The sequence below is a fragment of the Methylophilus sp. OH31 genome (assembly GCF_000576615.1).
GTDB lineage: Bacteria > Pseudomonadota > Gammaproteobacteria > Burkholderiales > Methylophilaceae > Methylophilus.
Genome location: NZ_BAUS01000001.1, coordinates 174,269 through 198,647, shown reverse-complemented (window position 1 = coordinate 198,647; position 24,379 = coordinate 174,269). Strand labels below are relative to the sequence as shown.

The following is a 24,379-nucleotide window of genomic DNA, read 5'->3' as shown; positions in this document are numbered from 1 at the left end:
AAAGTCATGAGTCGTTTTTTTATTGATAGGCCGATTTTTGCCTGGGTGATTGCCATCCTGATTGTGTTGGCGGGTTTAATTGCCATCAAGCAGTTACCGATTGCGCAGTATCCCGATATTGCGCCGCCAGTGGTTAATATCGCCGCAACTTATCCTGGCGCATCGGCCAAAGTGGTCGAAGAAACCGTGACCTCGATTATCGAGCGCGAGATGAATGGTATGCCAGGCCTGATGTATGTGTCTGCCACCAGCAACCAGGGCATGGCTTCTATTAGCGTGACTTTCCGCCAGGGCACCAACCCTGATCTGGCGGCCGTGGATGTGCAAAACCGCCTCAAAAGCGTAGAAGTGCGTTTGCCGGAAATTGTGCGTCGTAGCGGCATCATGGTGGAAAAATCGGCGGATAGCTTTCAGCTGATTGTGTCACTGACCTCAGAAGATAACCGTTACAGCGAAATTGACCTTGGCGAGTTGTCCTCTGCCACGGTCATGCCTACGCTTAAGCGCGTGCAGGGTGTGGGTAAGGTGCAGTCATTCAGCCCGGAGTACGCCATGCGTATCTGGCCGGATCCGCAGAAAATGGCGGGCTTGAATGTCAGCGTCAGCGAAATTTCCAATGCCTTGCGTAGCTACAATACACGCCTGACCTTGGGCCAGGTCGGTGCCAGTGGTGTGCCGGATGGCGCGCCATTGAGTGTGACGCTCGAAGCCGAAGCCACGCTGAAAACGGTAGAAGACTTTGCCAATGTGCCACTGCGCAGCCAGGCGGATGGCTCGGCCTTGTTGGTGAAGGATGTGGCTCGGGTGGAAATGGGCAGCAGTGACTATACCTATAGCTCTAAAGTCAATGGCAAGAATGCCGCCGGCATGGCGATCAAACTGTCGCCGGGCTCTAATGCAGTAGAAACCATCAAGCGCGTCAAGGTCGCGATGGAACAAATGCAGCCATATTTTCCACCGAATGTCGTGTTTCAACTGTCATATGACTCCTCGGCATTCGTGTCTATCTCGATTAAAAAAGTGATTCAAACGCTGGTTGAGGCGGTGCTGCTGGTATTCGTGGTCATGTACCTGTTTATGCAGAACTTGCGCGCGACCCTGATTCCGACCATTGTGGTGCCGATTGCCCTGATGGGGACGTTTGCCGTCATGTACTGGCTGGGTTATTCCATTAATGTGCTGACCATGTTTGGCGTGGTGCTGGCGATTGGTATCCTGGTTGATGATGCCATCGTGGTGGTGGAAAACGTCGAACGCCTGATTGTCGATGAAGGCTTGTCTGCGCGCGAAGCGACTATTAAAGCCATGTCGCAAATCAGTGGTGCAGTGGTGGGTATCACCGCTGTGCTGGTGTCGGTATTTATCCCGATGGCCTTTTTCAGTGGCGCCGTGGGCAATATCTACCGCCAGTTTTCATTGGCATTGTCGGTGTCGATCAGCTTCTCGGCCTTTCTGGCGCTGTCGCTGACACCTGCCTTGTGTGTCACGCTGTTGCGCCATGAAACCAGCCCGAAAGCGCGCTTTTTTGTCTGGTTTAACCGTAGCTTTAAGTGTATGACCGAGCGTTACACGCGCCTGACCGGCGGTTTGCTCAACAAGCCATTGCGCTGGCTGGGCGTGTTTGCACTCATTGTGACCTTGGTCGGCTGGCTGTTTATGCGTTTGCCAAGTGCATTCTTGCCAGAAGAGGACCAGGGTAACTTTATGGTCATGGTGTCGTTGCCACAAGGCGCGACGCTGGCGGAAACCGCCGAAGTGCTGGGCGATATGAGTCGTTATATCCAGCAACACGAGCCGGTCGATATTATTTTTGAAGTCAGCGGTTTTAGTTTTTACGGCACCAGCACCAATAGTGGCATGCTGTTTATTACGCTCAAAGATTGGGCAGAGCGACCCAAGGCCGAGCAGCAGGTGCAGGCGATTGTCAATCGCGTTAACCAGCAATTTTATGGCCGACCCAATTTAAGTATTTTCGCCATGAATGCGCCACCGCTGCCAGAGTTGGGTAGCGTGGGTGGTTTTGACATGAAACTGGTAGACCGTGCCAGCGTTGGCATAGAAACCCTGATGAAGGCACGCGACCAGCTGATTGCCGAATCGGCCAAACATCCCGAGTTGGCGAATGTCTTGTTTGCCGGTTTGTACGATACACCGGTAGTCAATATGCAGCTTAACCGCAGCAAAGCCAATGCGCTGGGCATCTCGCTGGATGAAATCAACGACTCACTGGCGACTTTACTTGGTTCTAATTATCTCGGTGATTTTGTCTATGGCAACCAGGTGCGCCGCGTGCTGATTCAAGCTGATGGCAAACAACGGCAGACGCTGGAAGATATCAAGAAAATCCGCCTCAAAGCTGCCGATGGCAGCCTGGTGCCGCTGTCTTCCATCATGAAGCTGGACTGGGCCATGGGTACCCCGCAACGCACGCGTTTTAATGGTTTCCCCTCATTTAATATCAATGGCGGCGCTGGGCCTGGCTATAGCAGCGGCGAAGCCATGCAGAAGATCGAAAAACTGGTACAAGGGTTGGGCAAGGGCATAGGCTTCGAATGGGCCGGGCAGTCACTCGAAGAAAAGCAATCCGGCAGTCAGGCCATTATGCTGTTTGGTTTGTCTATCCTGATTGTGTTCCTGGTGCTGGCCGCCTTGTATGAAAGCTGGGCCATTCCGTTCGCCGTGATGCTGGTGGTGCCATTAGGCGTCTTGGGCGCGTTGCTTGGTGTCACTATCCGTGGTTTGCCCAATGATATTTATTTCAAGGTGGGCCTGATTGCAACGATTGGTTTATCCGCCAAAAATGCCATCCTGATCGTGGAGTTTGCGCGAGAACACGTGTTGCAAGGTATGCCTTTGCTTGAAGCCAGTTTATTAGCGGCTAAAGAGCGCCTGCGGCCGATTGTCATGACCTCACTGGCCTTTGGTGTCGGTGTGATTCCATTGGCATTCTCGACCGGCGCTGCGTCGGGCGCGCAAGTTGCGATCGGCACCAGCGTGCTGGGTGGCATTATCACCGCAACTTTGCTGGCGATCTTTTTTGTACCGTTATTTTTTATTGTCGTGGGACGCTGGATGAAAAAGCCAGCTGCACCGCAAAGGGTGTCACATGAAGTTTAGCCGTATTCCCCTCATTGTCGCACTGGCATTTGCGATAAACGCTTGCTCGCTGATGCCCGAGTATTTCCGGCCAGCTGCGCCAGTGCCTGAGGCTTACCCAGGCCAGCCAGCGAATGACACGGTGACTGAAGCGCCTCCGCTCACCTGGCAAACTTATTTCCCTGATACCGATTTGCAGCAACTGATACAAGTGGGGTTGGCGCATAACCGTGACCTGAAAACAGCCGTGCTTCGCATGGACGAAGCCAAGGCCACTTACGGCATACAAAAAGCCGACCGCCTGCCGACCATACAGGGCAACCTGACGTACGACCGCAGCCGCACCGTGTTCAGCTCCAGCCAGGCATTTGAGGCCGAGTTGTACCGCGTTGGCGTCGGTATTTCTGACTACGAGATTGACGTGTTTGGCCGCGTCAAAAGCCTGACGCAATCCGCGTTGGAGCAATACCTGGCAGTAGCCGAAAACCGGCAAGCGGTGCAAGCTACCCTGATCACTGAGATCGCCACGCAGTATGTCAATCTGTTGACCTTACACGCACAACTCAAGCTGGCGCAGCAAACGCTGGACGACCGCAAACAGACCTTGCATCGGACTCAGCGTCGCTTTGAGGCCGGTTTGGATCAGGTGCTGGATGTCAAAGCCGCCCAAATCCAGGTCGAGCAAGTGCAGGCACAATATGCACAATGGCAGCGGCAACTGGCAACCACGCAAAATGCTTTGTATTTACTGCTCGGCGAATCGTCACAGCACACACCGTTAGTCATCAAACCTCTGGCGGATTTAAAATTGGCTGACGTTACGCCAGGCCTGCCTTCCGGCTTATTGACCAGGCGCGCTGATATTCGTGCTGCCGAGCATCAGCTCAAAGCTGCCAATGCCAATATCGGTGCTGCACGGGCTGCGTTCTATCCACGTTTGCAGCTCACCACCAACGTCGGCCTAGTCAATTCGGAGTTTTCCAAACTGTTTTCTGATACCGGCAGCAACTACTGGTCTTTCAGCCCGCAACTGACCATCCCGATCTTTAATTATGGCCGCAACAAGGCCAACCTCAACCTTGCGCAAACCCGTGAGCGTATCGAAGTGGTTAATTACGAAAAAACCATCCAGACCGCGTTTAAAGAAGTGATGGATGTACTAAGCACACGCTCAGCGATTGCCGAAGAGTCTGCTGCCAGAGCGCGTTTAAGTGAATTGGAAAGCAGCCGTTTGCAACTGGTTAAGCGTAAGCTCGACCAAGGTTTGGTGACTTATCTCGAGTTGCTGGATTCTCAGCGCAGTGTACTGGATGCACAGTCGCAGGCGTTACAAATACAGCAGCAAGCTTTGCAGAATCAGGTGGGATTGTATAAAGCACTGGGTGGGAGTTAAGCTTTCACCAAAACGTAGTTGACGTGTTTAGATTTGTATTTTAGGATGGCGTAAAATTTAATAATAGTTTGAAGATGTTAAATAAATTCCGTAAATACTCCCCCCAAAAAAAATCACTGACGCATATTTTTGCGTCATTTAGGATGACTACTTTACGTTATAAATTTCATCTGTGCATCTCATGACAGGTTATTCATGGCCGAAACCGCGAAACTGATTGCATTGCTTTCGAACCCACAGGTAAGAGAGCTCATCGATTTCAGAAAACTAAAAGCCTCCGATACGTTGAAGGATATTGCGGAGTTCGCAGCCGAACATGCGCTAGCGTCAGGAGACCGCACCTATATAAGTAGGGTGCTGGACATATTCAAGAACACCAAGGACTTCGACAGATTACTCAAGTGGTTCTGCCTTCGAACCGCCCTTGAAACGACACTTATCGATGGAAATTTGAAATTCAATAAGTCAGATAATGCGCCAAACAGAGAAATTGCGTTACGTCCATTTCTTAACCCCATTCCAACAAAACCGCAAGTTCATAAAAAATCATCGAATCGCGTTGTGAAACCCATAGTCGAAAACCCCGCCAAAAAGAAAAAGAAGAAACACAAGAGGATAGACCTTTTGGATTCTTGGGCGATGCTTCCAGGCAGTTATGGAACGGGGAAACGTCGGTGAGCAAACAAATTTCTAACATGGCGCTCAACCTCGCTCCCTTCGGTCGCTGGACTCGCCAAAGCTGCGCTTTGACGAGTCAGTTAGCTCTACGTTAAAAGATGCTTGCCATAGTTTCAGCCACATCTCTTTGATTAACTTAAAGGTTTAAACGTGTTTGGATTTTCTAAGAAAAAACAGCCGCCGATCAACGACTTGACGCATCAGGTTGCCAACTCGGTTTCCTCTTTATTGAGCGTTCAATTAATGATGTGCCAGTCATCCAATAAAATTGGTGACAACTGGACCATTGGTTATATTGGCGGATTTATTGACCAAGTAAACATTAGAAAGGGAATTAAGCATGATGAGCGAGGAATTGGTGTCATGCTCCTAGTTTTAGGAAGTGTGTTTGGAGATAAAAACCGTGTCGCCTATTTGAATCAATATGAAGCACTAATTTTGTCTGAAGACGCCAAAGCATTGGAAGGCGACAAAATTGCCCGCAATGAAGTTGTAGCACTTCTGAATGGTTCTGCTCAACGAGCAATTGGATTGTCATCTTACTGCTTGGACATTTTGGATAACTACATTGAAATGCTTGACCCAAATTAGTGGCTTACGCAAATCTAAAATATGTCATTAACTGTTATCGCCATTTCAATTTATGTTGGGTTGCTGGTTTTGAATTTTGCCACAGCAAGCATAAGTTATCACATTAAAGCACTAGCTCCTTTATGGGGAGTTATTAATATGCTAAACAAGCTGTCTTCATTGTGCGTGATCCCCGCAATAATTATAGACATCATTCGTTATACATTTTAGTTTTCTCAGTATTGCTGATGTCAAACTCGCAGGGTTCCCGACAAAGGCTTCTAACAATTCCGGGCAAGGCGCGGCCTTTGGCCGCTTGGATGTCCCGCAAGCGGGGCGCCCCTTATCTATCGTTATGCATAAATAATTAGGATAAACCATGGGCATTTTTAGCGGGATTAAGAATACATACAAAAAAAGTGAAGCAGCGGTGGTTGTGCAGAATTTGCTTGAGCATCAGGCAAGGGCGGGACTATTTGATCAAGATCCTGCAGCAACTGCAACTCAGATGATTGAATGTGCTTGGAAGGAATTTCCTGACATTTTTAATGGGAAGTTTGGCCAGCGCCCTCACAAAATAAGTGTTGCAGCTTTTGCATTTGCTAATCTCATCGTACGGTTTAATGATAATGAAATTACAAATGTAAGGGCTGCAGTTATTTTTTCACTCGGAAATATTTTATCTGAGTTAGAGGTCAATAGTAGGCTTTATCCTCTAAACAGCCTAGATCATTACCTTATAGAAAACTCGACAGATGTTTATTTAAAAAGTACAGAAGGGTTATGAGGTCAATCCTATAAAATTTGAGGGGTCTGGTCTTGCAATCACGCATGTTCATCCTTTTTATGGCATCTCCTTTCATGGTGTGAGGATCAAGTACAATATGTCATTGGGGGGCAGAGTAAGAAGGCCCAGAAGGTTTTGGCTAGTGCTTTTCGCTTGCCTTTCGCTAGTTGCGGCCCACTTTGGGCTTTACTTAACCGTTGCGAAGTTTATGCCAGCACCTGAAGTTTGGTCTATGCTTCTATCCGTAGATTTTCTAACTGGAATTGCTCCCTTGAGTATTCTAGCGTTTATTTGTACTGGCCTCGTCGTCTCTTGCATATGGCCAACGCGTGCCCGAGCTTTTTCCCTTATCTTGGCAACCATTCTTTTTAACTTGTTTGTTTTGTTGTTTACGGGACCACTCGTTATATATGGTCCAGGCCACATTTTAGCCACGGTAATATGGGTCACTGTTGCTTTACGTTACATAAAGGCACTTCCTTGTGTCGCATCTTTAGCCTAATCCTTCGGTCAATCGGGTCAAAGGAGGTAGACTCTATTGATTCTTATCAGAACACTAAGGCCTCTATCTTGCGAAGCTATGTCATCATAATTGCTTGCGTATCTTGCCTGTCTGGTTGCTATTCGCTTAGTCAAGAGAAGTTTGAAACCTACGTTTCCAAAAATGTGTCGGCGGGTATGAGTCTCTCCAGTGTCTCGAATCGCCTGCGTATTGATGGCTTTATTTGCGATAGCCAAAGTTATAGGCCGATGACATCTTGTACACGATCCTTTAACAATCTTCCTACGCTACAAAACTGTCTTGAGCGCATCAATCTTTATCCGTCTCAAGATAATATCAACGTCGAAAGAGTGGAAACTTTACAAATTACATGCGTTGGCTTCTGATTCCTAACACATCAGTCAAGCGGGACTGGCGAAAAAGTGCTTCTATGAATGTTTATTATTAATAATGAGGGTTGAGCAAAGCTTGTCGCCAGTCCCTGATCTCAAAGTGAGGTATCTATACATCGGGAGGCTGTGAAATTTGAGGGGTCTGGTCTTGCAATCACGCATGTTCATCCTTTTTATGGCATCTCCTTTCATGGTGTGAGGATCAAGTACAGAATCATGTACTTGCATTTTATTTAATAAAGGTATATTTTTTATACCATGATCACTTTTGAGTTTGACGCGGCAAAAAGTCAGGCCAATCTTCAGAAACATGGCATTAATTTTATAGATGCTCAGGCGTTATGGGATGATTCCCGATTGCTGGAAATCCCCGCAAAAACTGAAGATGAACAGCGATATCTGATGATCGGGCTGATCAACGACAAGCATTGGTCTGCCGTGATTACCTACAGAGGTTTAAATGTCAGGCTTATTTCCGTTCGTCGCTCACGTACCGAGGAGGTAGCACTTTATGAAAGCTAAGGATTTTGAACAGCAGTTTGAGGAAGGTGTTGATATCACTGCTGCGCTGGATTTATCAAAAGCAACACGCACTATGCAAGCGCAAAAACGGGTGAATGTCGATTTTCCCACATGGATGATTGAGTCTCTTGACCGGGAAGCTGTGCGCTTGGGTGTGACCAGGCAATCAATCATAAAAGTGTGGCTTGCTGAGCGTCTTGAAAAGTCTGCCTAAATACCTTTATCTGAAATATTAACCATTTAGCTGCGCTAGCGCATGTCAAATCTTAACCGTAATCAGCTGGCTCTTGGCATAAGTATTTTTGCACTGTCAGTAGCTATGGTTGTTTGGGTTGAACTGTTCACCTTTTCAAAGGTAGTTCATTTGCCGCAGTGGGCCGATGCGCTTCCATGGCCCATATTGGCACCTTCTTTTCTTGTCCTTCTCTGTCTTATCCCCGCAGCATTTGGCACTCACACTTTTGCAAATGCATGCAAGGCAATCATCTTTTCGCTATTAGTGTGCCCACTCGTAGCAGTAGTCGCTTACGCACTTAATCCGCTCTATCAAACCCGATTTCTCCCTGCAAATGCGTTATTTAACTATTTCTGGGTGATCGGGTTTCATTGCCTCGTTCCAGCAATGCTACTTTTGGCGGTTCGGGCAATTGTCTACTTCACGCGTAAACGGTTCAACCAAGACAATTAATGGGGGGCTGGCTCCACTAGTTACTATCTAGGCACTAACTTCTTTGGTTATCTACACCGCTCTATCATAACTACTCAACTCATTTATCTCGCCGCACATAGTGGTGGTTTTTGCATTTGCAGGTACTATCTGCCCTCTATCATTCAAGAAGTGTCGTTCCCTCATGCAAAGTGAAGTCAAAGAGCCCGTCAGCCATGCCGTTGTGGCGGCCGTGCAACTGCCAAATGTCAGCGATATGGAGTTTGAAGCTTCGCTGAATGAGCTACGCGAACTGGCAAAAACACTGGGCTACAAGATCGTTCACACCTTTGTGCAGAAGCGCGCTGGCTTTGATATCACCGGCTATCTCGGAGTGGGTAAGCGCGAAGAGATTCGTGATTATGTACGCAGTATGGCCGGAGATCCTGATGCGCTGGAATTTAATCCCGATACGCTGAATATTGAGGCGCTGCTAGTTGACCATGAAATTTCCCCGTCGCAGGCGCGCAATCTGGAGTTAGAAGTCGGTTGCGAGGTGATGGACCGTACTATGGTGATTCTGGAGATTTTTCACCGCAATGCCCGCTCGCGTGCGGCACGTGCGCAGGTGGAGATTGCGCGGCTTGGGTATATGGCACCACGTTTGCGCGAAGCGGCGAAACTGGCGGGTCCGCAGGGGCGGCAGCGTAGCGGGGCGGGTGGCCGTGGGGCAGGTGAATCGCATACCGAGCTGGATAGACGCAAGATTCGCGACCGGATAGCCGAACTGCAACAAGAAATTGTGATTATGGATGGCGAGCGCCGGACGCAACGTGCGCGACGTCAGGAGCGGCAGACGATGGCGAGTGTGGCGCTGGTTGGTTATACCAATGCCGGTAAATCTACCTTGATGCGCGCGCTCACTGGCAGCGAGGTGTTGGTGGCGAACAAATTATTTGCCACACTGGATACCACGGTGCGCGCCTTGTACCCGGAAAGCGTGCCGCGCGTGCTGGTCAGCGATACCGTGGGTTTTATCAAGAACCTGCCGCATGGCCTGGTGGCTTCTTTTAAATCCACGCTGGATGAGGCGCTGGATGCTGCGCTGTTGTTGCACGTGATCGATGCCAGCGACCCTGGGTTTGAGCGTCAGCTTGAAGTCACGGATAAAGTGCTTGAGGAAATCGATGCCGATGTAGTGCCGCGTATTCGTGTGTTTAACAAAATAGATTATGTCGGCGATGCCACCGCGCAAGCCGAGTGTGAAGCCGCGCTGCGCCTCAAATACCCGGATTGCATTGTGATGAGTGCACGTCGCCCGGATGAAGTGGCGATGCTGCGGCAGAAAATCGTCGACTTTTTTCAGCAGGATTTGGTGGAAGCCGAGCTGTTTTTACCTTGGTCAGCCCAACAACTCCGAGGCAAAATCTACGGTACCTGCCAGGTCTTGGGCGAGCGGTCTGAGGATGAAGGCGCTTTCTTTACTGTGCGCGGCGAACCCAATGACATCAATAGCCTGCGTGAACAGTTATTGTTGGTGCAATAAATACAGCTTAGATCTCTGCCAATCACTGTTAGTGAGTCAATGTGACAGCATGATAAACCACGTATTGAAGAAACGCTGGATAAATTAAACGATAATCGTTATCATTTTGATGATTGTTTTGATTCCCTATGATTGGCCATTCCCCGTTGTCGCACCAGCCCAAGTATCCTTCTTTGCTTCATGCCTTAACCACCCATTACGATGACTTGATCGATTATGTCAGGCGCAAATTTGGTGGGCGTGAGTTTGCGCAGGATGTGGTACATGATCTGTGTGTCAAGTTGATTGAACGCCCTATCTTATTAGAGATTCAGCAGCCACTGGCCTATCTGCGCAAAGCATCTGCCAATGGCGCGCTCAATCGTATCCGTGGCGAAAACCTCCGTGCTGAATTTATTGATGTGGTCGAAGAGTTACCTGATTATGCGCATACTGAGTCAGGTGAATATCTGCTTGCCCTCAAGCAAAATGTGATTAGCTTGCATGCGGTGATTGAAGGATTGCCACCACGAGCCCGTCAGGTGTTTCTGCTGCACAGGCTGTATGACTTTAGCCAGCAGGAAATCGCAAAGGAGCTGGAGATTTCCAGAACCATGGTCACTCAGCACTACCGCCGTGCGATACGCGAAATTGCCGAAAAGTGGCCACCATTACAGCAATACTATGAATCACGTTGGGGGAGTAAATTGTGAGCAAACGTGCAAATCATTCGGCATCCCCACAAGTATCCGCAGTGCGCAAGGATGTTTTTTCATCCTACGAAGATGAGTTGCGGACCTTGTATCCTTCCAGCGAAGATATCTTGCGGGAAGCCAAACAGCTTAGCCAGCGTCGTAAAAAGGTGAAGAAACGTACCATTAGCATGGCTGTGTTATTACTGGCCGTTGGTACTGTGGTGATCGATCCGGCCTGGCAGGTAGAAACCCTGTCCACCAGTATTGGCAAGCAAGCCACGTATGCGCTGCCAGATGGCAGCAGTGTGGTGCTGAATACTAGCAGCGACCTCAAGGTGGAGCATCACATACGCACACGGCAACTACAGCTTGTCCAGGGTGAAGCGGCTTTTACCGTGAACCATGGATGGCGTCCTTTCAGCGTGATGGCCCAGGATGTACGCGTGACAGATATAGGAACCCGTTTTAACATCCGTTTAAAAGCCAACAGCGTGCGCGTGGCCGTGCTGGAAGGAGCGGTTGAGGTGGCGACAGGAGACCTGTATCAGATTCTCACGACAGGGCAGGCTATAGAATCACAACTGGGTAGCTTGAGCCATTTGAATCATATCAACCTGGATCACGAAGCGGCCTGGCAACAAGGCAAGCTGGTCTTCAATGGTGCGCCATTGAGCCAGGTGGTCAATGAAATTCAGCGCTATAGTGCCATGACGATTCATGTCGATCAGGCTGCAGCAGGCATGCGGGTATCTGGTGTGTATGATATTGAGGCAGTGGAAACATTGATTCAGGATTTATCACAGAGCCTGCCGGTTGAAATAGCACGGACAGCCAATGGTGAGGTGCTTATCAGGAAAAGTCACAGGCTGCCCTCATAAGCGCTGAATAAAAAATTTCTTTCACGACCTTCACATTTTTTTGTTTCAAGTGCCAACCCTAATGAAACCTTCATTTAGAAGGTGAATTAATAGGGGAGTTTCATGTTTTCTATGCATCAACATGTCCGGCAAAACAATCTGGCCGGATTTAAGTTAACCTTGGCAAGCCTGCTTCTGTCGGCGGCCATGCATACCCAGGCGGCACCCCTGGAGTTGGACATCCCGAGCCAGTCACTGGATCAAGCCCTCAATGCACTGGCATTAAAATCAGGAGAAAGAATTTCTTTCTCTACTGACCTGACTGAAAAGCACACTGCGCCTGCGCTTAAGGGTAAATATGAATTACGCCGGGCGCTGGAAAAGTTACTGGAAGGTTCTGGCCTGATAATCAAAGACACTGGTAACAACAGTTTTACTGTCGTCGGGGCCACTGACCAGCAAGTCAGCACCTTGCCAGAAGTGTTGGTGCAAGATATTGCCCAGAATGAATCCTTAACTGAAGGGACGCAGTCCTACACGACGCAGTCCATGAGTACGGCGACTCGCCTGCCACTTTCCATCCGTGAGACGCCACAGGCTGTCACCGTCATTACACGCCAGCGCATGGATGATCAGGGCATGCTGAATATTACGGATGTGGTCAAAAGTACGCCTGGGGTTTTTCTCAGTAATGCCGATGGTACCGGGCGTCCCAATTTTGAAGCGCGCGGGTTTGGTGTCAGTAATATTATGTATGACGGTTCACTGGTGCCATGGTCTTCTTATATCCCCAGTGCCCAGGCCAACCTTGCGATGTATGACCGGGTAGAAGTAGTGCGTGGTGCGACCGGTTTGATGCAGGGGGCAGGTAATCCTTCCGCGGCCATTAACTTGGTGCGTAAGCGACCAACCAGCGAATTTAAGGGCTCTGTTACGGCCTATGCCGGCAGCTGGGATAATTATGGCAGCATCCTTGATCTGGGCGGTGCGATGAATGAGGCAGCGTCGGTACGCGGGCGTGTGGTCGCTTCTGTACAAGATTCAGGCAGTTTCCGTGATGGTCAAGGTTATGAAAATCATCTGCTTTATGGCATTAGCGAGATAGACCTTGCTGATAGAACCACACTGACAGTGGGTGCCTTTACCCAGAAAGACAGTACAAACGGGTCATGGTGGGGTGGCCTGCCAGTCAATCCGGATGGTAGCCATGTCAAACTGAATCGTTCTGTCAGCCTGGCAAATAACTGGGAGTATCTGGATCAGGACAATAAAAGTCTTTTTGCCATTCTTGAGCACAGCTTTAATCAAGACTGGAAGCTGAAGTTGAGCACTACGTATATGTGGAACCATACCGATGGCCTGGGTACTTTTATGCGTAGCACAATCACTGGCGGTACAGTGAGTCGTGATTTAATGGCCTGGCGCGGCGATCAGGAAAACAAGGCATCCAGCTATGACCTGGTTGTAAATGGCAAATACGAACTGTTTGGACGTCAGCATGAATTGGCGTTTGGCGCTAATCGTAACCAGTTTGACGCCAGTCCCCATAATTACCGGACGACATACATCGGCGCGAATACCGATATCTACAACTGGAGTGGCAGTACATTGGCCAAACCAGTGTTGCCTTATACAAGCACAGGTCATACACGTACACGCCAGGATGGTGTTTATGTGACTTCCCGCCTGAATCTCGCAGATCAATGGAAATTGATATTGGGTGGTCGACTGGACTGGTATGACTACGATAACTATCGTAATAACTCGGATTATGAGGTCGTGCGCAATGTGACGCGTTATGCCGGGTTGATTTACGATCTCAATGATCACCACTCACTCTATGCCAGTTTTACTGATATTTTCAGCCCACAAAGCAGTATCGGGCGCGATGGCAATGTGATCCGCCCGATTGATGGTGAGAACTACGAATTTGGATTGAAGAGTGAATATCTGAATGGTGCGCTGAATACTAGTATTGCCGTGTTTCAGGTCAATCAGAATAACCGGTCGCGCGCCGTCAGGGATGTCAGCCAGTGTACGGTAGGTACCAGTTGTGCCGAAGCTTCGGGCGAAGTGCGTAGCCGTGGGGTAGATATGGAAATACAGGGTGCATTGCAGCCAAACTGGCAGGTTGGGGCTGGCTATACGTATACCAATACAGAGTACATCAAGGATGACAGCTATGATAAAGGTGACCGTTTTAATACCTTATCGCCTGAGCACATGTTCAAGTTGACAACGGTGTATCGCTTACTTGGCGATTGGTCGAACTGGAGAGTGGGTGCGAACGTATATCGTCAAAGCCGGATTTACATGACAGCTTCAGAGGCCGGGACGACAGATGATGTTGAACAGAAAGCTTATACGCTGGTGGATATGATCGTCGGCTACAAAGCCAGCAAGAATCTCGATTTACAGCTCAATATCAATAACCTGCTGGATAAAACCTATTATCGGGGTGTTTCCTCTGCCAATTGGGCTTGGGAAAGCTACGGTGAACCTAGAAGTGCCAGAATCACAGCCAAGTATACTTTTTAGTCGCATCTGTATGTAGTGTGCCTTCCTGGATGCAATCGGGAAGGCATTTTTATTGAAGATGACCAATCAATCATTTCAGTTAAGTGTATTTTTTGCCGGTTTGGATATTCTTTACCGATGGTAGGGGGCTGCCAGGTATTGAGTGATCGCTCTGAGGATGAGAATTCATGTGATGGTTCATCGCCTCGACTAGAAACAAGATAAGTATTGCTTTGCGCAACAAGTGTTGGGTATCATTGATAATGATTCTTATTAGCAAATAAATTATGTCAATGCCTGACCCCGGGGTGCAACAGCAATTGCATCATTTATACAGCCATCATTATGGCTGGTTGAAAGCCTGGTTACGAAAAAAGCTCTCTTGTCAGCACACCGCGGCTGATTTGGCACAAGACACGTTTGTGCGGCTGATCGTTTCGGACAAAAAGCCATTGCCGGAACAATCACGCGCTTATTTAACGCAAATTGCCAAAGGTTTGATGATTGATCTGTATCGACGTCAACGCCTAGAGCTGGCTTATCAGGAATGGCTGTTGCAATTGCCGCCGGTCGAGACACCTTCGCCCGAGCAGCAGGCGATCGCATTGCAAAGCCTGATACAGCTCGACAAGGTATTGGACCAATTGCCTGCCAAAGTGCGCGAGACATTTATCCTGTCACGGTTTGAGCAACTGACTTATAGCCAAATTGCCGACCAGCTTGGTATTTCTGTGGCGGCGGTGCGCAAGTATATGCTCAAAGCCACGCAAGCCTGCATGGAGTTGTTATGAACCAGTATTCAACCATCAACGTAGTTACAGACTATAGCCGACTACAGCAGGAAGCATTAGAGTGGCAGGTGATGTTATGGTCAGGAGAGGTCACTGCCGATCAGCAGCATGCATTTGAGGTCTGGCTGAGCCGCAGTGATGCGCATCAGCAGGCATGGTCTGAAATAGAAGTCATGCAGCAGAAGTTACAACTGGTCCCGCATGCGACCATCGGCCTGGTAAAAAATAGATTGCCGTCTGCCAAACGGCGGCGCGTATTACAAATGCTGGGGCTGGCTGCCGTGACTGGTGGCGCCGTGCCTGTTGTGCGTCAAAGTGATGGTTGGCAAGCGCTGGCTGCAGATTATCGCACCCATACAGGGCAGCAGGAAAAGGTTGTGCTGGCTGATGGCAGCGAGTTAATCATGAATACTTCGACGTCGGTTGATATTGCCTACAGCGCGCGTGAACGTAGGCTCGTTTTGCATGAGGGAGAGATTTATATCAGCACGGTAGCTGATCATGGATCTAACCGGCCATTGCTAGTGCAAACACGACACGGTACCGCCACAGCCTTAGGCACAAAATTCAATGTGCGTTTAAAGCATCATGAAACCAGAGTGTCCGTTGATGAGGGGGCCGTCAAATTGCGCTCAAGCAATGGTTTACATGACCTCACTATTGCCAGTGGAATGCAGGCCGGCTTGTTGACTGGAGCCCTGTCAAAAGTGACGGCCAATGGCAGTGAAAATGCCTGGCTAGATGGCAAGTTAGTGGCAGAGCAACTGCGTCTGGGCGACTTTCTGGATGAACTCAGCCGCTACCGCATGGGGGTGATCCGCTACGACCAAACGGTTGCCAATATGCTGGTGTCAGGTGTCTTCCCGTTACTGGATACTGATCGAGTGTTGCAGTCCTTATTACAGGCGCTGCCTTTGCGCATTGATTACTTTTCAAAATATTGGGTGACTGTGCATGCTTCCTGATGAGTGTGAGATTAGGTAAAAAACGCTTTAAGCGTAGCACTTTTATTTTTTCATTCGGGATAGGAGTGAAGACTACTTTTCAATGAGGAAATAATCATGTCACACCCCGCTCATGCCCAGGCAATATTGCCAGCATTCCGTATCAATCAAATCGCCGGCTTGTTATTACTCGCGGGTATTAGCTCAATGGCTTATATGCCGCGTGCCTATGCCGACGCTGTGCAAGAGAGTAATGCCTCTTTGCCTGCATTCAATATTGCTGCCGGCGCTATGGATCAGGTGCTCAATGCATATGCCAGGCAAACCGGGATCTTGCTGGTCATTGATGCCAATCTGACTCAGGGCAAGCAAAGTCGTGGTCTACGTGGGCAGTATGATGTGTTGCCGGGGTTGAATGCCATTCTGTCCGGTAGTGGTTTACAGGCAGTCATGCAAGATAATGGCAGCTATAAATTGCAGAAGTCATCCCAGCCGCTGCCTGCCAGTTCTGATGCGGTTGATACTTTGCCGGAAGTGCTTGTTTCAGATGTGAAACTGACAGAATCCAGCCCGGCATATGCGGGTTCTCAGGTCGCGCGCGCTGGTCGCGCCGGTATCCTGGGGCAGCGTAATTTTATGGATATTCCGTTCAATGCGACCAACTATACCGCTGAACTGATCACAAATCAGCAGGCGCGCAGTATTGGCGATGTATTGCAAAATGATCCATCGGTACGACAAACCAGTGCCCGTACCAACATCAACGAAGACTTTTCGATTCGTGGCTTTACTGTTGCCAGCCAGGATATTGCCTTAAATGGCATGTATGGCTTGATGCCATATTTTCGCGTGCCGGTAGAAATGGCCGAGCGTGTGGAAGTCCTTAAAGGCCCGAGCGCATTGCTCAACGGCATGCCGCCCAGCGGTAATGTCGGTGGCAGTATCAATATTGTGCCCAAGCGTGCAGGTGACCAGGCATTAAGCCGATTTGGCGTCACTTATATGAGTGATTCCGTATATGGCGGCACGGCAGATCTGGGTCGCCGGTTTGGTGAAAATAACGAGTTTGGTGTCCGCCTCAATGGCATGTATCGCAAAGGGGATACCGCGCTCGACCAACAAAAGCTGGAAGAGTTTATGGGTAGCCTAGCGCTAGATTATCGTGGGGAGCGTTTACGGGTGACGGCTGATTTCATCAACCAACAAGAAACCATTAATAAAGTGGTCCGCCAATTTACCGTGGGCGCAGGCCTCACCAAAATGCCTGGCGCACCAGACAGTCAGCTTAATTATCCCGGTTATGGTCACTCGCAAATGAAAGACCGCTCCATGGTATTGCGTGGCGAATATGACGTGACCGATGCCGTCATGGTGTATGCAGGAGTTGGTAGCCGTAACAGCCAGATGGATGCGGTGGCAGGTAACCCGAGTTTGACCAGTGCGAATGGTGATTATAGTTCTATGGCCATGTGGCAGCTGTTTGAAGTCAAGTCTGAATCGTTTGAAGCAGGCAGCCGTATTAAGTTCGACACAGGCCCGGTTGGCCATCAGGTGAGCCTGGGCGCGACCAAAGTCAGACAGAATACCGATATTTACTTCGCTGCGGTGTCGGGCACGATTAACGGTAACATTTATGCACCAGTGTATATTGATACGCCAAGTACAGCAGGCTTGCCTGGTAATAAGGAGAAATATGGCGCAATGACGCTGACGAGTTATGCGCTGGCAGATACGCTATCCTTCTTAGATGAGAAAGTGCAGGTTACGCTTGGTGCTAGGCATCAACGAGTAGAGCAACAATCTTATTTATTTGCGACTACCGATCCCTACGATAAAACTGCACTCACACCCGTTGCAGGCGTGGTGTTCAAGCCACAGGAGAATATCTCCTTGTATGCCAATTATATCGAAGGCTTAAGCCAAGGCCCGCAAGCACCTTTAATTATGGGCAGCCGAATATTCCCACCTTATAAAACCAAGCAAAAAGAAGTTGGGGTTAAAGTGGACTGGGGCAAGATTGCCACCAGCGTAAGTGTGTTTGAGATAGAACGGCCTAGTGCGATTAGTACCAGTACTACGTTTAACGTGAACGGCGAACAGCGTAACCGGGGCGTGGAGTTTAATGTGTTTGGTGAAGTTGCTGACGGTCTACGTGTACTGGGCGGTGGTGCTTATACCCAGGGCGAGTTGGTCAAGAATCAAGATAGTGCTTTAAATGGCAATACCGCAGTGGGCGTGCCCGACTGGCAAGTCAGCCTGGGTGGTGAGTGGGATCCGGTGCCTGTGCCCGGCCTGACATTGACCTCCAGAGTGATTTATACCAGCAAGCAATATGTAGATCAGGCCAATAACCTGTCTATTCCAAGCATTACCCGCTTTGACATTGGCGCCCGTTACAAAACTGTATTGAATGCGACGCCTGTCACTTTGCGCGCCAATATCGAAAACCTGTTTAACCGCGACTATTGGAATACCTCTAACGAAGGCTATATCTACCTGGGCATGCCGCGTACCCTGTTATTATCAGCAACCGCTGATTTTTAAGCTGGCAAAGCGTGAGGGTTAAGGCGACATGAGCATTCGTAAGTGGTATTTGACACATAAATGGAGTAGCCTGGTTTGCACAGCTTTTTTGCTGATGCTGTGCATCACCGGTTTGCCATTGATCTTTCATGAAGAAATCGAGCAACTGTCCGGCGTGGTCGAAGCGCCTGCCATGGCAGAGGGAACGCCCAATGCCAGTATGGATGCCGTCGCTGAGGCTGCCCGTCAACAGCGGCCCCAGGATGTGATTCGCTTTATGTTCTGGGAGCAAGATGAGCACCCGAATGTCACGCTGGTTTCGATGGCAAAGTCTATGGATGCGTCGCCGGATGATTCGAATATCGTGCTGATTGACTCACGCACCGCCAAAGTCCTGGATGAACCGCCGCCAGACCATGGCTTTATGTATGTCATGCTCAAGTTGCATATTGATATGTTTGCCGGCTTGCCCGGCATGCTGTTTCTTGGCTTGATGGGTTTGCTGTTCGCTGTGGCCATCATTTCGGGCATTGTGCTGTATCACCCCTTTATGCGGCGACTGGATTTCGGCACCGTCAGGCGCGAGAAGCAGGCCAGGTTAAAGTGGCTGGATATCCATAACTTGCTGGGTGTGGCGACGCTGGTCTGGGCGTTGGTTGTCGGCATCACCGGTACCATCAACACCTTGAGCCAGATTGTGATTATGGTCTGGCAAGCCGATCAAATGGCGGAGATGATTGCGCCGTATAAAGGCTTGCCACCACCGGTCAAGCTGGGCTCTTTGCAAGACTCGATTGACACTGCCAAGCAGGCCGTGCCGGATATGCATGTAAGCTTTGTGGCCTTTCCGGGCAGTATGTTCTCCAGCCCGCACCATTACACGGTATTTCTGAAAGGCAATACGCCGGTCACTTCCCGTTTGTTGCGCCCGGCCTTGATTGATGCGCAGACTGCAAAGTTAACCGATACACGTGAGATGCCCTGGTATGTCAAAACGCTCTTGTTATCACAACCGCTGCATTTTGGCGATTATGGCGGGTTGCCGCTAAAGATTATTTGGGCCTTGCTTGATTTAGTGACGATTGTGGTGCTGGTGAGCGGCTTGTATCTCTGGATCAAGCGTCGTCAGCATACCGAGCAGCGTATTGCCGATCTTGAGCATAAGCATGCAGCAACGGCGAGAGGAGGTGTGCGATGAATAAACGGTTTATCGATATCTGGGGCTGGCCTATTGTGCTTTCGTTACTGACGGTCTTTGGTTTGTTGTCAGCCCTGCTTGGAACAGGCATCTGGCATTGGCTATCATGGGTCGCCATGGCTCTGCCACTTGTAGTGATGGGATATTATTGGCGAAAAGCCAAGGTGATGGAGTCATCGTCAAGGCGGCGATGAGTGCTTGTTTAGCGTTGAAAAGACGCGTTTTTTGTTGATCGCTTTGGCGTAATCTCACCGCGACTTTAAGCATCCGTGCTTTTGAGCATGCATGAATCTATTGCAAGGGAGTGCTTGTACCGTTTAATATGAGAATGATTATCAGTTAATATTGTATAAGCATCTCTTATGCTGCCTTTCGACGCCACGCTAGATCATACTGTTACCCGGCTCTATCGCGACCACCATCATTGGCTGAGTGCTTGGTTACGGCGCAAACTAGGCAATAGTTTCGATGCGGCTGATATTGCGCAGGATACCTTTGTGCGTATTCTCGCCGCGCCAGATCATTTGGTGGAAAAAAAGACCAATTGGCAATTGCATGAGCCACGTGCTTACCTGACTGTGATTGCCAAGCGGCTATTGGCTAACCTGTATCGGCGACGATCATTGGAGCAGGCTTATTTAGATTCGCTGGCATCACTCCCGGAATCCCTGACGCCGTCACCAGAGCAAAGGCTATTAATTTTAGAAACCTTGCATGAACTGGATGCCATGCTGGATGGTTTGCCAGCCAAAGTGCGTATGACCTTTTTACTGGCACAACTTGAAGGGCTAAGTTATGCCGAAATCGCTATGCGGCTCTCCCTGAGTGAGCGCACCATTAAGCGCTATATGGTACAAGCCATGGCACGTTGTATTCTGGTTGCGCTTTAAATGTCTAAGCTCGAGACCAGCACCCAAACAAGCACGGGTGCAGAACAGTTGTCTGTAAGCGCTGAAGCCGATTTGGTGACTGGGAGCATTGCTCAGCAGGCGGCTGAATGGTTTTTCCGCTTGCAAGCGCCAGATGTGTCTCCAATGGAGCGTAAAGAATGGGAACACTGGTGTGCTGCTGATACCAGGCATGCACTCGCCTGGCAACGTGCCATGCGCATTGGCGCCAAGTTGGATAGCTTGCCGCCGCAGTTGGCCATCACGACGCTCACACGTCACCCTGATGCAAATCGCCGCCTGGCACTGAAGACGTTCGCCTTATTGATCGTGAGTGGATCTGCCGGGTTGCAGGCATGGCGTAGTGAGCCGGTGCGGCGCGTCATGGCCGCATACCACACGGCTACTGGCGAACGGCGCAGCATTATATTGGCAGACGGTACACGTGTTCAGCTAAATACCGCGAGTGCCATTGATATTGTGTTTGATGATAAGAAAAGGCTGCTAAAGCTGCAGGCCGGTGAGATTCTTATTGAGACAGCACCTGATGCGGTTCGTAGCGATCATGCTGCCTATCGTCCATTTATGGTGGAAACCGCCCAAGGCGTATTGCGTGCATTAGGCACGCGCTTCGTGGTGCGGCAGGAGAGCGAACACACACGCCTGGCAGTATTGGAGGGGGCGGTCGAAGTGCGTCCATCCAGCGCAGCCGAGTCACCCTTTATCGTTCAGGCCGGATGGCAAACGCGCTTTACAAGTGGGCGTGTCGCTCAGGTAGATGTGCTGGATCGCCATGTTGATGGCTGGTCGCACGGTGTGCTGTATGCCAATGCTATGCGTCTTGACCAATTCATCGCTGAACTCGGCCGTTATCGTCCGGGCATATTACGTTGTGATTCTGCTGTGGCTGACCTACGCATTTCAGGTGTGTTCCAGTTAGATAATACTGACCCGGTGCTCAATAGTCTCTCTGAGGCACTACCGGTCAGGCTTATTTACCGCACGCGTTACTGGGTCACTATTTTGGCCAATTAAATTCGCCGTGATTTTAACGAATGAGATGCTGTAAGCGTTGTAATCAATCCGTCTGTTGATATGCAATAAAAAAATTCCAAATTTGTGTCACTTTTTATTTTCTTGCGTGTGAAGTGAGTGTAGACCGCATTTTTTACATTCAAGCAAAGGAAGTTAAATGACACAACCGTATTACTCGCCTCCCCAGAAAAAGATGATTGATGTTAGCTGTTCCAGCAGGCTTTTAGCACGTGCCGTGCACGGCGCACTAGTGATGATGGCAACCTTGTCTATAAACGGAATGGCTGCTGTAGCAGTGTTTGCTGCAGATAGTGCCCCCTCGATCGCTAGCCAAAAAAATTACCGTATACCAGCAGGCGCCCTGTATGAGGCACTGGTTGAATTTGCGAGTGCCTCCGGCGTCAGCCTTGTGGTGCCACCAGACTTAGTACAAGGGAAAGTCTCGGAAGGCCTCAATGGTAGCTATAGCATACAACAAGGTTTTGATAAGTTACTCAGTGGCTCTGGGTTGGGTGTGAGCGATCAAGGAAAGGGTGCTTTTGTGTTGCACAAGATCACGCCGGCAACACCAGCCAAAGCCGCGGCTGATCAAACGTTGCCCGAGGTGCAGGTGTATTCAGCGGCAGAGAAACCGCTCACGCAGCTTATTCAGCAAGAAGGTAAGGCCGAAGCAGGTTACCTGGTTAAAACAGTTTCTTCACTCGGCGCTTTGGGCGCGACTAATCTGCAAGATACACCATTTTCAATGAGCGTGGTGCCACAAGAACTCATCCAAAATATCCAGGCGCAATCACCGGATGATATTTACAAAATCAACCCGTTTTCGCGCACTGCAACGCCACAAATTACAAGCTGGTCACCAGCAACGACCATCCGTGGCTTTACTGCCTACAATACTGCGGAGGATGGTTTGCGGCGCCCATATAATCATGCAGCCGTGATTGAAGACAAAGAGCGTGTAGAGGTATTTAACGGGCCAGCTGGCTTTTTATATGGCGCGGCTGCACCAGGCGGTATGATCAATTCTGTTTATAAACGTCCGACTATGGAGCGTTTGAACAGTGTCACGGTTGGTAATTACGGCGGGAGTCAATATTACGCGCACGGCGATTTCGGCGGGCGTATTGATGAGGACGGGCGTGCCGGTTATCGTCTGAACATTGTCAGGCAGGACGGTGATACCGCTATCGATCACCAGAGTATAGATCGTGTATTAGTCAGTGGCGCTGTCGATTGGCAGGTGTCAGACAAGTTGTTGCTTGAGCTGAATGCCAGTTATAACGACTACAAAACAAAGGGCACTTCTGCGTATTGGTTCTACAGTGTTAATCGTGGCAAGGCGCCTGATGCCAGCAAATTGTGGTCGCAGCCTTGGGCGCGCGACGAGTTTGAAAATACCAAGTTGATGGGTAAGCTGACTTACCGTCTGAATGACAACATTACTCTGCGTGGCGCATATATGCGCGATTATGTTGATCGTCCGTTGACCGTACATACCTTAAATAGTGTGAGTTCGAGTACGGCATACGAACAGATACGTACCTTCTCAGGTAAAACAAAAGATATCTATGATGCAGCACAAGCCATGGCCGATATTCGTTTCGATACGGGCGCTGTTGAGCACAAGCTCACGCTGGGCTATTACATGTTTTCGGATAAGTTTTATCAAACGCCATCTAATAGTAATACTGGCTGGTTAGGTCCATATCCCCTGGATAATCCGACGTATGTTGCAAATCCTGGCTTTGCCGGAGATAGCTCAACCTATTATGCCGGCTACGACCTGAATGAGAATTATCTGATAGGTGATGCCATTAAGCTGAATGAGCAATGGTCGGTGTTAGTCGGGATTAATCACAGCAGAATACTCAGCCAAAGTTACGAGCAGTCTGGTGCAAAAAGCCAATCGGATTACAATAAAAGTCGCAACTCACCTTCCGCTTCGCTCCTGTTCAAACCTGTGTCCTGGCTGACTACTTATGCCAGCTACATTGAAGGTCTGGAGATGGGCGGGCGGGCGGGAACTGATGCGACTAACTTCGATCAGATCATGCCGCCCATGGTGAGTACACAAAAAGAAATAGGCATGAAAGCGACTGTAGGCGGTATGTTGCTGACGTCTGCATTGTTTGAGATTGAAAAGGCTTACGAATATAAGGATGCTGATAATATCTATAAACAAAATGGCCGCCAGAATCACAAGGGCTTAGAGTTTAGTGCTACCGGCAGGGCTACTGAGCGGTTAACGATTGTGAGTGGGTTGACCTTGTTGGATGCGAAAGTCAGTCATTCAGAGTTAGATGGCAAGGAGCCGATGAATGTCGCTAGGCAATATGCAAAAATTTATGCTGAGTACGATCTTTTCGGCGCCATGGCCGGGCTTAGTTTAACTGGCGGCTTACAATATACCGGTAAGCAACAGGCAAATGATGCCAATACGGATACCTTGCCCGCTTACGTGACTGCTGATATTGGCATGCGTTACCGAACTACCCTGTCACAGCGGCCACTGACCTTACGCCTGAATATCAATAACCTTATGGATAAAGACTATTGGCTAAATGCATACTATGTGGGCGCACCGCGTAGCGTTGCATTCTCGGCGCAAATGCAGTTCTAACTTGCTGTTGATTATGGAGCAGTGCTTGTGGCTGTAGAACGGTTGGCTAGCTGCCTGGATTGCTTCTGAATCATGGCAGTCATGGGCTAATTGCTATAGCTTCGGCATGCACATGATTGTTTGAAAAAAGACGCGTTGATGGCGCGTCTTTTTTTATTGGTATGATCAACCGACGCCCTGGCATTTGATGCGTATTAGCAT

At 49.4% G+C, this 24,379-nt stretch carries 19 protein-coding genes; all 19 read left to right on the top strand.

Features of this window, described 5'->3' with window-relative positions; genetic code table 11:
- The first annotated feature begins 6 nt into the window (after window positions 1–6).
- Window positions 7–3,117: a multidrug efflux RND transporter permease subunit gene (locus OH31_RS00835; RefSeq protein ID WP_024929242.1), complete on the top strand. Its 3,111-nt coding sequence runs from the start codon at window positions 7–9 to the stop codon at window positions 3,115–3,117.
- Window positions 3,107–4,489, top strand: a complete 1,383-nt coding sequence (locus tag OH31_RS00830; protein ID WP_024929241.1) for an efflux transporter outer membrane subunit — start codon at window positions 3,107–3,109, stop codon at window positions 4,487–4,489. The genes OH31_RS00835 and OH31_RS00830 overlap by 11 nt, the downstream gene beginning before the upstream one ends.
- A gap of 195 nt (window positions 4,490–4,684) precedes the next feature.
- On the top strand, window positions 4,685–5,167 hold the full coding sequence (locus OH31_RS00825) for a hypothetical protein (protein WP_024929240.1): 483 nt from the start codon (window positions 4,685–4,687) through the stop codon (window positions 5,165–5,167).
- 150 nt (window positions 5,168–5,317) lie between these two features.
- Window positions 5,318–5,758, top strand: coding sequence for a hypothetical protein (locus OH31_RS00820; RefSeq protein WP_148296185.1), 441 nt, complete (start codon window positions 5,318–5,320; stop codon window positions 5,756–5,758).
- A gap of 358 nt (window positions 5,759–6,116) precedes the next feature.
- Window positions 6,117–6,524 carry a hypothetical protein gene (locus OH31_RS00815; RefSeq protein WP_024929238.1) on the top strand — a complete coding sequence of 136 codons (408 nt, stop codon included), beginning with the start codon at window positions 6,117–6,119 and terminating at the stop codon, window positions 6,522–6,524.
- 1,152 nt (window positions 6,525–7,676) lie between these two features.
- Window positions 7,677–7,940, top strand: coding sequence for a BrnT family toxin (locus tag OH31_RS00805; RefSeq protein WP_024929236.1), 264 nt, complete (start codon window positions 7,677–7,679; stop codon window positions 7,938–7,940).
- On the top strand, window positions 7,930–8,154 hold the full coding sequence (brnA, locus tag OH31_RS00800; RefSeq protein WP_024929235.1) for a type II toxin-antitoxin system BrnA family antitoxin: 225 nt from the start codon (window positions 7,930–7,932) through the stop codon (window positions 8,152–8,154). The genes OH31_RS00805 and brnA overlap by 11 nt, the downstream gene beginning before the upstream one ends.
- A 42-nt stretch (window positions 8,155–8,196) precedes the next feature.
- Entirely contained in the window at window positions 8,197–8,628 is a 432-nt protein-coding gene (locus OH31_RS00795) for a hypothetical protein (RefSeq protein ID WP_024929234.1), read from the top strand.
- Window positions 8,629–8,791: 163 nt separating this feature from the next.
- Window positions 8,792–10,132 (top strand): GTPase HflX, encoded by a 1,341-nt coding sequence (gene hflX, locus OH31_RS00790; RefSeq protein WP_024929233.1) that lies wholly within the window; start codon window positions 8,792–8,794, stop codon window positions 10,130–10,132.
- 128 nt (window positions 10,133–10,260) lie between these two features.
- A complete protein-coding gene (locus OH31_RS00785) occupies window positions 10,261–10,824 on the top strand; it encodes an RNA polymerase sigma factor (RefSeq protein WP_036298450.1) in 564 nt (187 codons plus the stop codon).
- Entirely contained in the window at window positions 10,821–11,684 is an 864-nt protein-coding gene (locus tag OH31_RS00780; RefSeq protein WP_024929231.1) for a FecR family protein, read from the top strand. The genes OH31_RS00785 and OH31_RS00780 overlap by 4 nt, the downstream gene beginning before the upstream one ends.
- Window positions 11,685–11,786: 102 nt before the next feature.
- Window positions 11,787–14,201, top strand: a complete 2,415-nt coding sequence (locus OH31_RS00775) for a TonB-dependent receptor (protein ID WP_024929230.1) — start codon at window positions 11,787–11,789, stop codon at window positions 14,199–14,201.
- A 266-nt stretch (window positions 14,202–14,467) separates the two neighbouring features.
- Window positions 14,468–14,971 (top strand): sigma-70 family RNA polymerase sigma factor, encoded by a 504-nt coding sequence (locus OH31_RS00770; protein WP_019882885.1) that lies wholly within the window; start codon window positions 14,468–14,470, stop codon window positions 14,969–14,971.
- Window positions 14,968–15,936: a FecR domain-containing protein gene (locus tag OH31_RS00765; protein WP_024929229.1), complete on the top strand. Its 969-nt coding sequence runs from the start codon at window positions 14,968–14,970 to the stop codon at window positions 15,934–15,936. The genes OH31_RS00770 and OH31_RS00765 overlap by 4 nt, the downstream gene beginning before the upstream one ends.
- Before the next feature lie 96 nt (window positions 15,937–16,032).
- The gene (locus OH31_RS00760) at window positions 16,033–18,459 is read left to right on the top strand and encodes a TonB-dependent receptor (RefSeq protein WP_024929228.1); all 2,427 of its coding nucleotides are present in this window, start codon (window positions 16,033–16,035) and stop codon (window positions 18,457–18,459) included.
- A 28-nt stretch (window positions 18,460–18,487) separates the two neighbouring features.
- Complete coding sequence (locus OH31_RS00755) at window positions 18,488–19,636, top strand: PepSY domain-containing protein (protein ID WP_024929227.1); 1,149 nt, start codon at window positions 18,488–18,490, stop codon at window positions 19,634–19,636.
- A gap of 362 nt (window positions 19,637–19,998) precedes the next feature.
- Window positions 19,999–20,526, top strand: a complete 528-nt coding sequence (locus tag OH31_RS00750; RefSeq protein ID WP_024929226.1) for a sigma-70 family RNA polymerase sigma factor — start codon at window positions 19,999–20,001, stop codon at window positions 20,524–20,526.
- Window positions 20,527–21,558 carry a FecR domain-containing protein gene (locus OH31_RS00745; RefSeq protein WP_024929225.1) on the top strand — a complete coding sequence of 344 codons (1,032 nt, stop codon included), beginning with the start codon at window positions 20,527–20,529 and terminating at the stop codon, window positions 21,556–21,558.
- Window positions 21,559–21,838: 280 nt separating this feature from the next.
- Window positions 21,839–24,178, top strand: coding sequence for a TonB-dependent receptor (locus tag OH31_RS00740; protein WP_024929224.1), 2,340 nt, complete (start codon window positions 21,839–21,841; stop codon window positions 24,176–24,178).
- Window positions 24,179–24,379 lie beyond the last annotated feature (201 nt).